This is a genomic window from Candidatus Villigracilis affinis (assembly GCF_016705895.1).
GTDB classification, from domain to species: Bacteria; Chloroflexota; Anaerolineae; order Anaerolineales; family Villigracilaceae; genus Villigracilis; species Villigracilis affinis.
Genome location: NZ_JADJKT010000043.1, coordinates 68,639 through 83,756 on the forward strand (window position 1 = coordinate 68,639; position 15,118 = coordinate 83,756).

12 protein-coding genes and 1 pseudogene are annotated in these 15,118 nt (G+C 53.1%); 11 read left to right on the forward strand and 2 right to left on the reverse strand.

From position 1 onward, the window contains the following. Window positions 1-17: 17 nt before the first annotated feature. The 4 genes from tig (at window position 18) to IPI86_RS25175 (ending at window position 3,935) form a co-directional block, all read left to right on the forward strand. A complete protein-coding gene (gene tig, locus IPI86_RS25160; RefSeq protein ID WP_345300795.1) occupies window positions 18-1,409 on the forward strand; it encodes a trigger factor in 1,392 nt (463 codons plus the stop codon). Window positions 1,410-1,505: 96 nt separating this feature from the next. After that, window positions 1,506-2,114 carry an ATP-dependent Clp protease proteolytic subunit gene (locus IPI86_RS25165; protein ID WP_345300796.1) on the forward strand — a complete coding sequence of 203 codons (609 nt, stop codon included), beginning with the start codon at window positions 1,506-1,508 and terminating at the stop codon, window positions 2,112-2,114. A 116-nt stretch (window positions 2,115-2,230) separates the two neighbouring features. Continuing rightward, entirely contained in the window at window positions 2,231-3,073 is an 843-nt protein-coding gene (locus tag IPI86_RS25170; RefSeq protein WP_345300797.1) for a DUF1028 domain-containing protein, read from the forward strand. A gap of 76 nt (window positions 3,074-3,149) precedes the next feature. Next, window positions 3,150-3,935: an HAD-IIA family hydrolase gene (locus IPI86_RS25175; protein WP_345300798.1), complete on the forward strand. Its 786-nt coding sequence runs from the start codon at window positions 3,150-3,152 to the stop codon at window positions 3,933-3,935. 92 nt (window positions 3,936-4,027) lie between these two features. On the opposite strand, the gene IPI86_RS25180 is transcribed toward IPI86_RS25175, so the two are convergent. Continuing rightward, on the reverse strand, window positions 4,028-4,744 hold the full coding sequence (locus tag IPI86_RS25180; protein WP_345300799.1) for an NBR1-Ig-like domain-containing protein: 717 nt from the start codon (window positions 4,742-4,744) through the stop codon (window positions 4,028-4,030). A 218-nt stretch (window positions 4,745-4,962) separates the two neighbouring features. On the opposite strand from IPI86_RS25180, the gene rlmN reads away from it, so the two are divergent. The 4 genes from rlmN (at window position 4,963) to sucD (ending at window position 11,888) form a co-directional block, all read left to right on the forward strand. Then, window positions 4,963-6,033: a 23S rRNA (adenine(2503)-C(2))-methyltransferase RlmN gene (gene rlmN, locus IPI86_RS25185; RefSeq protein ID WP_345300800.1), complete on the forward strand. Its 1,071-nt coding sequence runs from the start codon at window positions 4,963-4,965 to the stop codon at window positions 6,031-6,033. Window positions 6,034-6,202: 169 nt separating this feature from the next. After that, window positions 6,203-9,730, forward strand: a complete 3,528-nt coding sequence (locus IPI86_RS25190; RefSeq protein WP_345300801.1) for a flippase activity-associated protein Agl23 — start codon at window positions 6,203-6,205, stop codon at window positions 9,728-9,730. A gap of 151 nt (window positions 9,731-9,881) precedes the next feature. Beyond that, a complete protein-coding gene (gene sucC / locus IPI86_RS25195; protein ID WP_345300802.1) occupies window positions 9,882-11,021 on the forward strand; it encodes an ADP-forming succinate--CoA ligase subunit beta in 1,140 nt (379 codons plus the stop codon). Between the two features lie 3 nt (window positions 11,022-11,024). Continuing rightward, entirely contained in the window at window positions 11,025-11,888 is an 864-nt protein-coding gene (sucD, locus tag IPI86_RS25200; RefSeq protein ID WP_345300803.1) for a succinate--CoA ligase subunit alpha, read from the forward strand. A 160-nt stretch (window positions 11,889-12,048) separates the two neighbouring features. On the opposite strand, the gene acpP is transcribed toward sucD, so the two are convergent. Next, complete coding sequence (acpP, locus tag IPI86_RS25205) at window positions 12,049-12,291, reverse strand: acyl carrier protein (RefSeq protein ID WP_345300804.1); 243 nt, start codon at window positions 12,289-12,291, stop codon at window positions 12,049-12,051. Between the two features lie 96 nt (window positions 12,292-12,387). Here acpP and fni point away from each other — a divergent pair, with 96 nt between their 5' ends. The 3 genes and pseudogenes from fni to IPI86_RS25220 all read left to right on the forward strand — a co-directional run bounded on the left by fni (window position 12,388) and on the right by IPI86_RS25220 (window position 14,890). Next, window positions 12,388-13,416 carry a type 2 isopentenyl-diphosphate Delta-isomerase gene (gene fni, locus IPI86_RS25210; RefSeq protein WP_345300805.1) on the forward strand — a complete coding sequence of 343 codons (1,029 nt, stop codon included), beginning with the start codon at window positions 12,388-12,390 and terminating at the stop codon, window positions 13,414-13,416. An 80-nt stretch (window positions 13,417-13,496) separates the two neighbouring features. Next, a pseudogene (locus tag IPI86_RS25215) lies at window positions 13,497-14,324 on the forward strand (N-6 DNA methylase). 158 nt (window positions 14,325-14,482) lie between these two features. After that, window positions 14,483-14,890, forward strand: a complete 408-nt coding sequence (locus IPI86_RS25220; protein ID WP_345300806.1) for a type I restriction-modification system subunit M N-terminal domain-containing protein — start codon at window positions 14,483-14,485, stop codon at window positions 14,888-14,890. Window positions 14,891-15,118: the final 228 nt, after the last annotated feature.

Below are 15,118 nucleotides of genomic sequence, written 5' to 3' on the forward strand. Positions count from 1 at the left end.
AGGGTCTGGAGGAAACTTTGAATATCGAAAAACAAATCCAGGAAGACCATTCAGCCAAGCTCATCGTTGACGTTGAGCAGGAAAAAATGGATGTTTACAAACGCCGCGCGGCGACCAAGATCTCAGCGCGCAGCAAGATCCCGGGGTTTCGCCCGGGCAAGGCTCCTTATGATCTCGTCGTGAGGACATTTGGAGAAGGGGCAGTGACCGAGCAGGCTATTGACCTGTTTATTGATGCGGAATATAGCAATATTCTCAAGGAAGCTGATGTGAACCCCGGCGCGGCTGGCTCGCTCGAATCAGTGGATAGCCTCACGCCTCCGAAACTGACCTTCCGCATTCCGCTCGCCCCGGAAGTGGACCTTGGCAATTATCACGAGATCCGCATGCCGTATGAGTGGCAGGCTCCCGATCAGGCCGCAGTAGATACAGCGATCGAAGACCTGCGCCAGATGTATGCCACCACAGAAACCGTGGAACGCGCCATTGAAGTTGGCGATTACGTGCTGGTGGATGTAAATTCCGAGACTCCGGAAGTCACCCGCAAAGGCTTTGCCACTTTCGTGCGCAGTGAAGACCGCGACACCGAATGGCCGTACAACGGCTTTGCGAAGGAACTCGTCGGGTTGAAGGCTGCCGAGAGCAAGACCATCAAACATCAATTCCCCGCTGACTGGGAAATTGAAGAACTCCGTGACAAGGAAGTCACACTTGAAGTCACGGTCAAGACCGTGCGCGGCGTAACCTTGCCCGATATCGACGACGCCTTCGCCAAAACGAGTGGAGCCGGTGAAACAGTGGAGGCTCTCAAGGAAGCCGTCAAAAAGGATGTGGAAACCCGTTCGCAGGCCGAATACGACGACAAATACTTCGTTGAGTTGATCGAAAAGTTCAAGGAAGTCGCCACCATCAAGTATCACGAGCACACACTCGAGCACGAAGGCGAGCATGTCCTTTCTGATTTGACCAACCGTCTCGCTCAGCAGAACATGGACCTTGAGACCTATTTCAAGATGCGTGGCACCACCCGCGAGCAATTCATTCAGGATGAAGTCAACCCCGTGGCAAAGAAACGCCTCGAGCGCGGTTTGATCCTTGATGAGATCGTGCGTCAGGAAAAGATTCAGATCGATAACGATGCTCTCGAAGCGGAATACAACGTCACGCTCAACGGTCTTGCCCAGCAAGGCATGGACTTCAGCAAGATTCGCGGCGGCAGAAAAGGCCAGAAGCAATTGAGCGAAGCCATCGCAATGGAATCCGCCAGCCGTGTGATGACCCGCAAGGCGTTGGACATGATCAAGTCCATTGCCTCCGGAGAGTACAAGCCGATCGAAGAGAGACAGGCCGAGGCGAGTCCTGAAGCGGGCGAAGCTTCCGAAGCCGCTCCGGAAGAAAAATCCGAGTAAATCCCTCAAGGGCGGGTTAATGATCCGCCCTTGAAATTTTAATAAAAATCCAATACATTCTGTGTATGATTGTCCCAACAAAAAAAGGAGACAAAGATGATTCCCGACTTTAAGAATGTAGTTCCAATGGTTGTCGAAAACACAGGCCGCGGCGAGCGCGCTTATGACATTTATTCCCTCCTGCTCAAGGAGCGCATCGTTTTCGTGGGCACGCCCATTGACGATCAGGTGGCAAACGTTATCGTTGCTCAACTGCTTTTCCTGAATCACGAGGACCCCGAGAAGGAAATCCGCATGTACATCAATTCCCCCGGCGGACAGATCTATGCGGGCCTCGCCATCTACGACACCATGCAGATCATTTCGAACCCGATCAGCACAGTGGCTGTCGGCGTAACAGCTTCCTTCGGCACCGTCCTGCTGACTGCTGGCACGAAGGGCCGACGCTACGCCCTGCCGCATGCCACCGTCCACATGCACCAACCTCTCGGCGGCGCACAGGGACAGGCCACGGATATCGAAATTCAGGCCAAGCAGATCCTGCGCTTGAAGGTGTTGTTGACCGGTATTCTCGCCAAGCACACCAACCAGCCGTTGGAAGTGATCGAGCGCGATGCCGACCGCGATTTCTACCTTGATGCCCAGCAGGCTGTAGATTACGGCCTCGTTGACCAGGTCATTGAGACCCCTGAAAAAGCCAAGTAAGCATTCACATAACGAATACAAGACCCTGAGGAGAAATCTTCAGGGTCTTGCGTTTATAATGGGCGCGATGCGATTTTGCCAGTTACAAGATCGTAAATCCAAAATCGGAAATTATCATGACCTTTTCAATTGTTGCATGTGATCTAAAAGAAAATAGCTGGGGTGTTGCTGTTGCCTCGAAATTCCCCGCTGTGGGTGCCGTCGTTCCATGGGCAATTGCAGGTGCGGGGGCCGTGGCAACCCAATCTTTTGCGAACACCTCGTTTGGTCCGCGCGGATTGGAAATGATGGCCGCAGGTCTTTCCGCTGATGAAACGCTTGCCAAACTTCTCATGGACGATCCCGACCGCGAACTGCGTCAGATTGGTCTCGTAGATGCCAAAGGCAAGGCCGCAACCTTTACGGGCAGCGGTTGTTTCCCTTGGGCGGGCGGTGTAAAAGGAAAGGGCTATGCAATTCAAGGGAATATCCTCGCGAGTGCAAAGGTGATACCTGCGATGGAAAAGAAATTCCTTGCCACGAAAGGCGACTTGCCTTCCCGCCTCCATGCCGCGCTGTTGGCTGGTGACCGCGCCGGCGGTGACAAGCGCGGACGGCAGTCGGCTGCCATTTACGTGGTGAAGCCAAATGGCGGTTACGGCGGCTACGTTGACCGCTGGATCGATTACCGCGTGGACGACCACGAAGACCCCGTTCCGCGCCTGGGTGAATTGCTCGAATTGCATCGCCTGTATTTCGAAAAAAGCCCTGAAAGCGACCGAACCGCCTTGAAAGGCAAATCCCTTGAACAAATAACGGGGATATTAAAACGCACAGGCCATTTGAAGAAAACCACCTCCTTCGTGGATGCATTCAACGCCTTCATCGGCAATGAAAACTTCGAAGAACGCGCCGACCCCAACGGCCAGTGGATCGACAAGCCTGTGTTGAAATATTTAGTGAAGAAGTTTGTGAAGTAAGGAAAAGAATAAAAAGTAAGAAGTGAAAAGTAAAGAAAAAACATAAATCCAAAATCAGGTAATCGAAAATAAACTCATGATCCCCTCAAACATAAAAGCTCTCATTCTCGACATGGACGGAGTCATCTGGAAAGCGGATGCACCCATCGGTGATTTGCCGTCCACATTCAAACGCATCCGTGAGCGCGGATTGAAATTCGTCTTTGCCACCAACAACGGCACAAAAACGCCCGAGGAGTATCAGCAAAAGCTGGCCGAACTCGGCGTGGACATTGACCCCTCACAGGTGGTGACTTCTGCCATGGGCATTGCCTTCATGCTCGCGCAGAAATATCCGCGCGGGACGAAGATATTCATGATCGGCGAAGACGGCATCCGCGTGGCGCTGGAAGAAAAAGGCTTCGAGATCCTCAGCGTGGAAAATGCCCCGCAGGCGCAAGCCTTCGTCATGGGCATTGACCGCAGCATCAACTTCCAAAAAGTAGCCGAAGCGACTCTGCTTGTCCGCGCTGGGATTCCGTTTTACACCACCAACACCGATAAAACTTTCCCCACTCCACGTGGAGAGATCCCAGGGTCGGGCGCGTGGATCTCTGTCATCCAGACCGCCACGAACGTGGAACCGATCATCGCAGGAAAACCCTTCCCATTTTTGATGGAACTCTCCCTCGAAAAACTTGGCACAAGTAAAGAAGAAACCCTCGTCGTCGGGGATAGACTCGAAACCGACATCGCTGCTGGGCAAAGCGTGGGTTGTCCCACGGCATTGGTCTTGAGCGGAGTTTCGACAAAAGCCCAAGCCGATGCATGGAATCCAAAAATGGATGTCATCGCGGCGAGTTTGGCTGATTTAGTGAAGTGAAATAACCCGTTCAACTGCAGGCGAAAAACAACAGCGGCGCAGAATGATGTTCTGCGCTGCTGTTTACTTTTTACGGATCACTAGCCCACTGATTACTTACTTAATTTGGATACCCCCGGAGTCTTTGTCGGTGTCGGCACAGTGCCGATCTTTATCACCACCCACAGTAAATCTCCGAACGCTGCCGATTTGTCATTTGAAAGCCGCCATGTGCCTTTGAGCTCGCCAGATTTGGCGGGCGCGGTCAGGTTCACGGAAATATCCACGCTTTCACCGGGCTTCACTTCCTTACCGATCGGTGTGGAGGCTCCGCCCATACCCTCCCCCGCGACAAAAACGAGTTTGTACGTAGCGGTCCAGGTACAAGCTCCCGTATTGGAAACCTTCCAAGTCTTGGTAAAGGTCTGGCCCGCAGTCATTGCCGTGCCATCGGGAACCGTCACATCTGAAACGTAGATCGACATGTCGCATCCGCTGGTGGGTGCGGGTCGGGTTGGGGTGATCAAACTAAGCGGCTGGCCTGTGGTCGTGATAAGTGGAGCGAATGTAGCAGAAGGAGTCAACAGCGTGAGATTCGGTGTGGCGGTAACCGCCGCCTGAAGGGTCATCTGCTGCGCGTTGACTGTCGCTGCGGCATTGGTGTAGATGATATTAATATCAGAATCAGCAGTTGCGGCCGCATCCCCATTGCCCCCGCTGAATGCATAGAAAAGCGTGCAGATGCCCGCAAAGATCAATATTGCCACAAGTGACCACATTACGGTCGGTTTGGATTTTAGTGATTTCAAGTCCATTTTTTTCAAGTTCATTCATTTCTCCTTTTTGACAAGGTTAGAATTATAGTATGTATAAATTAGAAGAGATTAATCATTTGGCCTGTGAATACCCTACTTTTCACATACTCCTTCCATGCCATTGCGAGGAGGATGTTCCTCCCGACGAAGCAATCTCCTTGCCAGGTTGCGGATTGCATCACCTCACAATGAGTAAATGACGGATTCATCGATGCGTAGTGTAAAATCAGGACATGCTTATCTATGATTTCGACCAAAAGACACTCACAGACCTTGTCAATCGTTGGGAGGAGCCTGCATACCGCGCCAAACAGATCTGGCAGGGACTGTATCAGCACCTCTACAGCACTCCGGAGCAATTCACCAATCTCCCCAAACCCCTCCGCGACAGGCTAGCCGAAAGCCTCGATTTCACCCCCCTGAAACCGAAACTGTTTCTTGATTCCTCCGACCAAATGACGCGCAAGACTCTCTTCGAATTGAACGACGGAGAGGTCATCGAATCCGTGCTCATGCGCTACGGCGACCCTGCCGATAGTCACGACACAAGCGGAAAGGATTCCCGCTCCCGCAGGACATTGTGTATTTCCACCCAGGCAGGCTGCGCGATGGGCTGCGTTTTTTGCGCCACGGGGCAAATGGGTTTCAATCGTCACCTCACCAGCGGTGAGATCGTGGCACAGGTCATGTATTATGCCCAAATGTTGAAAGAGGAGAACCTTTCGGTCACGAATATCGTCTTTATGGGCATGGGCGAACCCTTCCACAATTACGACAATATGATGGCTGCCATTGACCGTCTCAACGACGCCGATGGATTCAATTTCGGCGCGCGTCGCATGACCATTTCCACGGTGGGCCTTGCTCCGCAGATCAAACGTTTTGCCGACGAGCACAGACAGGTCAACCTGGCCATCTCCCTGCATGCCGCCGATGATGCCGAGCGCGTCGCGATCATGCCGGTCAACAAACGCTACAAGATCGGCGACGTGATGGAAGCCTGCAAATATTATGTCGAAAAAACGCATCGCCGCGTGACCTTTGAATGGGCTCTGATTAACGGAGTCAATGACTCGCCCGAAGTGGCGAAAAAACTCGCCTCAAAACTCAGAGGCTTGCTTTGCCATGTCAACGCCATCCCCCTCAACCCTACCACGGGCTATTCGGGTGAAGCGACATCCCGTGAAAGGGCGAACCTATTCAAAGAAACGCTGGAGCAGGCGGGCATCCCATGTACGATTCGCATGCGGCGAGGGATTGATATTGCAGCAGGGTGCGGTCAGCTTGCTGGGTCAATTGAATAATTTTTTCTATTTCGAGTTGATAAAAGAGCAAGTAAAATAGAATGTCTTTTTGACTACGCGCAATATTAGATATTCTAACTTCCGCTTAAACTTAAACGCATATCATTTCTTGTCAGAACAAATTGATTGATGTATAGTGATGCAACTTTTCTTAATAAGGTGAATCTAAATGGAACAAAAACAAAACTGGCTTGAGCGCCCCATTCATCCTGCAATGCCAAGTCTTACGAATGAGATCGCGATCTTTGTAATTGTGATCCTGCTTGCCATCGTCACACGCTTCTACGATCTCGAATCGCGCGTCATGAGTCATGACGAAAGTCTGCACACCTATTTCTCATGGCTGCTCTATCGCGGACAAGGCTACGAACATTCGCCGATGATGCATGGTCCGTTCCAATTCCATATTGTTGCGCTCACTTATTTCCTGTTTGGCGCAAGCGATTTCACATCGCGTATCCCCACCGCAGTGTTCAGCATCGCCATTGTGGCCATGGTTTGGTACTGGCGCCGCTATCTGGGCAAATGGGGTGCGCTGATCGCAGGATTCTTACTGGTCATTTCTCCCTATATGCTTTATTACGGGCGTTATGTTCGTAATGAGTCATTCGTGGGTTTCTCTGGCATTGTCATGTTGTACGTCATGCTTCGCCATCTTGAAACGGGCGGCAGAAAATATCTCTTCCTTATGGCAGGCGCGCTCGCCCTGCATTACACCTCAAAAGAAACCTCCTTTATTTATACAGCTGAGGCGCTCATCTACCTCGCCGTGTACTTCATCGTTCAAGTAACCCGCCGTCCGTGGGGCGAAGCGCAAAAGGAGTACCGTTCCTTTATCATCGCACTTGGGGTCGCCGTCTTGTTCGCGGGTGCGACAGTAGCCTTTGGATTGTATTCCCGCGATGCCGCCACCATCACTGCGACTGAGACCGCCATGCCAAGCGATCCTGCCGCCCCAACATCGCCTCTTACTACGCCCGAAACTGGTTCGTTTGCCCCAACATTGATCCTCGCTGGGTTAGCCGTCATCGCGCTCGTGGCCGCCGCCGTATTCCTGATCCGTGGATATACATGGGAGCGCATCCGTAACGAGCGTTCCTTTGAATTGCTCATGGTCGCAGGGACCATCGTCCTGCCCATGCTTACGCCATTTGCGATCAAGGCACTGGAAGGCTGGCTGCACGTCAACATCCCCACCACCGCGCCCGAAGTTCAAGCATTGAGCGGTGACATAAAATCCATCCTCACCATCGGTGGGCTGCTGATTCTCATGTTCATCATCTCTGCTGTGGTGGGTCTGATCTGGAACAAGGAAAAATGGTGGAAGATCGCCTTGATCTTCTGGGTACCGTTCACAATTCTTTACACCACTGTATTCACCAACAGCGACGGTTTTTTTACTGGCACCATCGGCTCTCTCGGCTATTGGATCGTTCAGCAGGATGTCCAGCGCGGAAGCCAGCCCTGGTATTACTATTTGCTCGTTCAAGTCCCCGTCTACGAATTCCTACCTGCGCTCGGATTCCTGCTGGCACTTGTCCTAGGTTTCCGCCGCAGGATCTTCCCCAGCATAGAAGAGGATGTGGTCGATCAGAATGAAGAAGTGATCAATCTTTTATCGGAGAATGAAACCGACACCGAGGAAAAGAATTTCCCGAACACCTTTAGCCTGCTTGTCTGGTGGAGCATTATCAGTATGGTCGCCTTCACCTATGCAGGTGAAAGGATGCCCTGGCTCACCCTTCACATCACCCTGCCGATGATCCTTATCACAGGCTGGGCACTGGGGCGCATCATCGACACGACCGATTGGGTAAAACTCAAGGAACAACGCATCCCGTTGACTCTCGCCACGCTGACTGTCTTTATCGTTAGCGTGATGGGTATGGTGCTTGCGCTCAATGGCTCCACTCCCCCATTCCAGGGCAAGGCGCTGGAACAACTGCAAGCCACCAGTGCATTCCTCCTGCCAACGATCATCGCCATCCTCAGCGCAGTGGGTGTTACTTACTTTTTCAAAGAGTGGACCTTCAAGGATATTCGGCACATATTTGTCCTGGTGATCTTCGCCTTTTTAGCAGTGCTGACAGGCCGCGCTGCATTTCGTGCTTCCTACATTACATACGATCAGGCAACAGAATTTCTTGTCTATGCGCATGGCGCGACAGGAATCAAAGAGATCATGCAGCAAGCCGAGGAAATTTCAAAGCGCACAACGGGCGGAATGAGTGTGGCCATTTCCTACGACGCCAGCGCGCCCAACACGGGCGTCTCATGGCCTTTCGTTTGGTATCTGCGTGATTACACCAATCAGCGTTCGTTTGACCAGCCTACGCGCGCCTTGCGCGATTCGGTCGTCATCATTGTCGATGAGAAAAATTTCGATAAGATCGAGCAGGCCATCGGTCCGGGTTATTACCGCGTGGATTACATCCGCATGTGGTGGCCGATGCAGGACTACTTCAATATTGTTGAAGAACGCGATCCCACCCAACCCTTCGATGAAAACTATGCCTGCAGTGGATTGCTTAGTTTTCTTAAACTGGTGAAATCGAAAGATTACACGACCTTTTGCGAAGCCTTCACCAACCCGCAGATCCGCGCTGGCGTCATTCAAATTTGGCTCAACCGTGATTACACCCAATATGCCGAAGCCAAGGGCCGCACAAATCTGACCCTTTCCACATGGGACCCATCTGCAAAGATGCGTCTTTACATTCGTCAGGATGTCGCTTCACAGATCTGGAATTACGGTCTGGCTCCGTCCGCCGCCGTGACTGTGGAAGACCCCACCGAAGGGAAGTATGTTCTGCTTTCAGCAGACCTGATGTTTGAATCGTTCGAACAACCATTAAATGCGCCGCGCGCGCTGGCCTTCGCTAGTGACGGGTCCATGTATGTCGCTGACTCTCGCAACCACCGCGTTATCCATATTGATCCGCAGGGCAAGATGATCAATCAATGGGGAACCTTTGCCGACGGCGTAAGCGTTGAAGTTGGCAACGGCACTTTCAATGAACCCTGGGGCGTTGCGGTTGGACCAGACGGCTCGGTTTATGTAACCGACACATGGAATCATCGCATCGAAAAATTCACCGCAAGTGGAAAATTCATTACCGCATGGGGCTCTTTCGGTCAGGGTGAAGCGCCTGATTCATTCTATGGTCCGCGCGGATTGGCTGTAGATGAACAGGGTAGAGTCTACGTGACGGATACCGGGAACAAGCGCGTGGTCGTATTTGATGCGGACGGCAATTTCATCACCGAATTTGGTTCTGCGGGTCTCGATGCAGGTCAGTTCGATGAACCGGTCGGCATCACCGTCGATAAAAATGGAACGGTGTACGTTGTCGACACATGGAATCAGCGCGTGCAGACATTCACCCGCGTGGAAACCGATGGCGCACTCACCTTCCTGCCCGCCAAACAATGGGATGTGTACGGCTGGTTCGGCCAGTCGGTGGATAACAAACCGTTCATCGCCGTGAACGATGAACTGCATGTCTTCATCACAGACCCTGATGGATACCGCGTAATGGAATTTGACCCGAACGGGGAACTCCTCCGTACCTGGGGTGATTTCGGCGACTCAGCCGCAAACTTTGGGTCACCCTCCGGGATCACGATTGACAGTGAAGGCCACGTTTGGGTCACCGATAGTTTGAACAATCGCATCATGCGATTTACATTGCCGTAGTCAGATCGTTTCAAAATCAAAAAGCAAACTCCGGGTTTTCTGTAGATTCGGAGTTTGCTTTTTGTCTACGACTATTTTTTAGCTTGCGAGGATTTTTTTCTGGTGTATAATCCGCCGTGCTTTATAAAAAAACATCCTCCGAGGGAGACTAATGAAACTCCACGAATACCAATCAAAGACAATTTTTTCAAAGTATGGCATCCCGATTCCCAAGGGAAGGGTTGCGGCTACCGCTGATGAGGCAAAACAAATTGCTGAAGAGTTGGGTGGCCGCGTTGTTATTAAATCACAGGTGTTGGTCGGCGGACGCGGCAAGGCGGGCGGCGTAAAACTTGCCAAAGACTCCGCTGAAGCGGAACAGCTTGCCACGCAGATTCTGGGCATGGAGATCAAAGGCCTGCCCGTCCGCAAGGTGCTTGTTGATGAAGCCTCCGCCATCGATCAGGAGATCTACTTCGCCATCACCGATGACCGCGCTGCCAAGAAGCCCGTTATGATCGCTTCCGCTGCGGGCGGCATTGATATTGAAGAAGTAGCCGCAAAGACTCCTGAAAAGATCATCAAGGTTCATATCGATCCCCTTCTCGGTCTGCGTGAATATCAGGCCCGCGATGTCGCTGTCGCCATCGACCTGCCGCGCGAGTACTGGAAGGATTTCGTCAAGATCGCCATGGGCTTATGGGAAGTCTACAAGAATTCAGACGCCACCCTGGCCGAGATCAATCCGCTTGTCATTACAAAAGATAAGAAGATGATCGCGCTTGATGGCAAGATGATGATCGACGATAACGCGCTCTTCCGCCAGCCCAACCTGACCGAGTTGCGCGACACCGACGAAGATGCGCCCTCCGAGATCGAAGCGCGCAAATACGGTCTCTCCTTCATCAAGCTCGATGGCAACATCGGCTGCATGGTCAACGGCGCAGGTCTGGCCATGACCAGCATGGACGTGATCAAACTTTTCGGCGGCGAACCAGCCAACTTCCTCGATGTGGGCGGCGGCGCCAGCTCAGAAAAAGTAGCGGCTGCCATGCGCATCATCCTCACCGACCCAAGCGTAAAAGCCATCCTCTTCAATATCTTCGGCGGCATTACCCGCTGTGATGAAGTTGCCCGCGGCATCCTTGCGGCGATGGAAGAAGTCAAGCCGAAGGTTCCAATGGTCGTGCGCCTTGTCGGCACCAATGCCGAAGAAGGCCGCCGCCTGCTCGAAAATGCAAATATGATCACCGCAGAAACCCTCGCCGACGCGGCGAAGAAATCTGTTGAAGCCGCGAAGAAAGGGAGCTAATCCATGAGCATCTTAGTAGACAAGAACACACGCCTGATCGTTCAAGGGATTACAGGCAATGAAGGTTTATTCCACACCACACAGATGGTCGCCTATGGCACCAATGTGGTCGGCGGTGTAACACCCGGTAAAGGCGGCGAGTGGGTGCTCGATGGAAAACTCCCTGTATTCGATTCTGTAAAAACAGCCAAGGAAGCCACCGACGCAAACGCGACGATCATCTTCGTCCCAGCCCGTTTCGCTCCCGATGCCATGTTCGAAGCCGCAGATGCGGGCATTCCGCTTGTTATCTGCATCACCGAAGGGGTTGCCGTGCAGGATATGATGCGCGTCCGCAACTACCTCGACCAGAAGAAGGTCCGCCTCATCGGTCCCAACTGCCCCGGTTTGTTGACTCCCGGCGAAGCGAAGGTCGGCATCATCCCCGGCGATATCGCCATCCCCGGCAATGTCGGCGTGGTCTCACGCTCCGGCACACTCACCTACGAAGTGCTGTACGCCATGAAGAATCTCGGCATGGGCGCGACCACCTGCGTAGGCATCGGCGGCGACCCGATCAACGGCACGAACTTCCTCGATGTCCTCGAAATGTTCGAGCACGATCCCAAGACCGAAAAGGTCATCATGATCGGCGAGATCGGCGGCAGTGAAGAGGAAAAAGCCGCGCAATACATCGCGGACAAAATGACCAAACCCGTTGCAGCCTTCATCGCAGGTCAGACCGCCCCCGCCGGCAAACGCATGGGACACGCAGGCGCGATCATCGAAGGCGGAGCAGGCACAGCTGCAGACAAGATCAAAGCCCTCGAAGCCGCTGGCGTCAAAGTTGCCAAACACCCGGAAGAAATTCCGACCCTCCTGCAATAAATTCCCTTCGTTTTCCCGAAAGAACCTCGGGACAATGTGAGCGGGGTGGAAAAACGAAAAACACGCTCGATCATTCACTATCAAGAATCAATAGAGCCGCCCGACGACTGATGTGACAGGCGGCTCTAAGGTTATAATCGCTTTCAGTAATTTCGCGTTCTTACTTGGCGCCGCGATGCGCATCGATGTACGCAACAGCTTCGCCCACGGTCGTGATCTTCTGGGCATCTTCATCAGAGATCTCAGTGCCGAACTTGTCTTCGAAAGCCATGATCAGCTCAACCAGGTCGAGAGAATCGGCTTCGAGTTCCTCGCGGAAACGGGCTTCGGGTGTGATCTTTGACTCATCTGCACCAAGCAGGTCCTTTACGATATCTTTTAGTTCATTAAATGTGTCACTCATGACAACCTCCTGTTCAAATTTTGACTGGCTTATTGTAATCCGTCTAGTTGACATGTCAAGTCAGCTTTGGACTATCATACTCAGGAACACTGCCTTATGAAAAAAGTTGCGCCCATCGATCAAAGAAAAGCAGACCACATTAAAATCAACTTAGAACAGGATGTCCGCTCTGCATTGACGACTGGACTCGAAAAGTATCGATTCGTTCACGAAGCCCTGCCCGAACTCGATTTGGATCGCATCGACACAACCCTCAGCCTGTTCGGCAAAAAACTGGCATCCCCCACCCTCGTCAGTTCCATGACCGGCGGCACCTCCGAAGCCGAGACCATCAACATGCGCCTCGCCGAAGCCGCGCAGGAATGCGGACTCGCCATGGGCGTCGGGAGTCAGCGCGCCGCCATCGAACACCCCGAACAAGCCGCTACATTCCAGGTGCGCCGTGTCGCGCCAGACATCCTGCTCTTCGCCAATATCGGCGCTGTGCAATTCAATTACGGCTACGGCATTGACCAGTGCCGCAAAGCCGTCGAAATGATCGAAGCCGATGCGCTTTACCTGCATTTGAATCCAGTGCAGGAAGCCGTGCAGGATGCAGGCGATACGAATTGGGTCGGCCTCGCAAAGAAGATCGAAGAAGTTTGCAAAAAACTCGAAGTCCCCGTCATTGCAAAGGAAGTCGGCTGGGGAATTTCAGAACGCACAGCCAAAATCCTCGCCGAGTGCGGCGTGGGCGCCATTGACGTGGCAGGCGCAGGCGGCACAAGCTGGTCACAGGTGGAAATGCACCGCGCCCCCGATGAATTCACCCGTCACCTCGCCGCCACCTTCGTCGGCTGGGGAATTCCCACTGCAGAATCAATTGTCGGCGTGAAAAGAGCCGTGCCCGAAATGAGAGTCTTCGCCAGCGGAGGCATCAAAGACGGACTCGACATCGCCAAATGCATCGCCCTCGGCGCATCTCTAGGCGGCATGGCGGGTCAGTTCCTCAAAGCCGCCGCCATCTCCACCGAGAATGTCGTTGAGTCGATGGAACTCATCAAGCGGCAGATCGAAGTCACGATGTTCGCCACGGGGGCAGGGACGCTGGACGAGTTGAGGGCTGGCAGGTTGGCACAAATATAAGAACTCAAAAATCGCTTGAAATAAAACAAGTAGTGAAAATTCCTGTCGTATAATAAGCGGACAGTGGCTCCAGCATCAACTTGGGGAATCAGCAGGTTAGCACGGACATTATCGGTGATGGCTATGAATTTCTGATCAAGAAATTTGCAGACGCGACCAACAAAAAGGCGGGCGAGTTTTATACGCCGCGCAGCGTCGTGCGTTTGATGGTGGACATCCTCAATCCCAAAGAGGGCGAGACAGTATACGATCCCGCTTCAGGACACAGGCGGTGGGCCGTTCGGTGCTGTGGAGCATGTCCGTGCAAAGGGCGGCGATCCGCGTACGTTTCGGCGGGGAAACTCTATGGACAAGAAAATCTAACCACGGCATCCGTCGCGCGCATGAATCTTCTTTTGCATGGCATGGAAGATTTTGTCGTCGAGCGCGGAGATACGTTGCGCAACCCCGTTTTCACTGACCCTAGCACAGGCGGGCTGGCAACCTTCGATTGTGTGATTGCCAACCCGCCGTTTTCGTTGGAACAATGGGGACGTGAGATTTGGGAAAGCGATCCGTGGGGACGTTCGTTTGCGGGCTTACCCACTGACTCAAACGCGTATTCTACCTGGGTGCAGCATATGGTCAAATCAATGGCGGAGAAAAGCGGACGCATGGCTGTCGTCCTGCCGCAGGGGGACATTGTCTCCGTGGTGGCGTTGAAGGGCAGATCCGCAAGCATTTGTTGAGCAGGATTGCGGGAGTCCGTGATCGGGCTGGCGCCGAATAATCTGTTCTATGGGACGGACCTCGCCGCTTGCGTTCTCATCCTCAAGAAGAAGAAACCAAAGAACGAAAAACAAAGTGTTGATCGTGGACGCGTCGTCGCTCATAGCGCAAGGGACGCGCACAGAACTATCTCGACCTGAACACGCGGAACAGATCGCCGCGTGGGCAAATCAATTCGAAGAGATTCAGGATCGGGCGCGGTGGTGGCGCTGAGTCGGGGATCAAAGAAGAAGATTGACGTTGAACATTTCTCGTTACGTGCTGCCGCCCATCGGCGAAGACATCCCCGCCTTTGGACGTGGCGATTGAAGATTTCAAATCTGCATGGGGACGGGCGTGTGGAAGCCGAAGCAAATTGCGGACATTGTTGAATGTGGGCTGGCCCAATGACCGACCGCCCGACCCAACCCGAACTCGATCCTACCTATGGGGCGCGCGATCATCCTGCGCGGGACTGGTGGACGCGGGCGATTACAAGCAGTACATCTTTCCGCTGCTGTTCTATAAGCGTCTCTCGATGTGTGGGACGGACTGCGCTGAAGCGTTTGCAGAGACCGAAGACAAAGACTACGCCGAGCAGATGGCGAATGAGGTTTGTCATCCCGCCCAAAGCGCATTGGAACGATGTGCGCGAGAAGGCAGCGATGTGGGCAAAGCCATCCAGAATGCGTTTCGGGCGATCGAAGCTGCCAACCCCACAAACTGACGGATCTTCGGTGACGCGCCGTGGGATGAAACAAGGAGCGCCTGCTCCACCACACGCCTCAAGAATCTGCTGGAGCATTTTGCAAAGCAATCGCTTTCGTTGACTCACCAACGCCTGAAGATGAGTTACAACGGCTACGAATTCCTGATCAAGAAATTCGCCGATGACAGCGGACATACTCGCGCAGGAGTTTTACACCAACTGCACCGTGGTGCATTTGATGGTGCA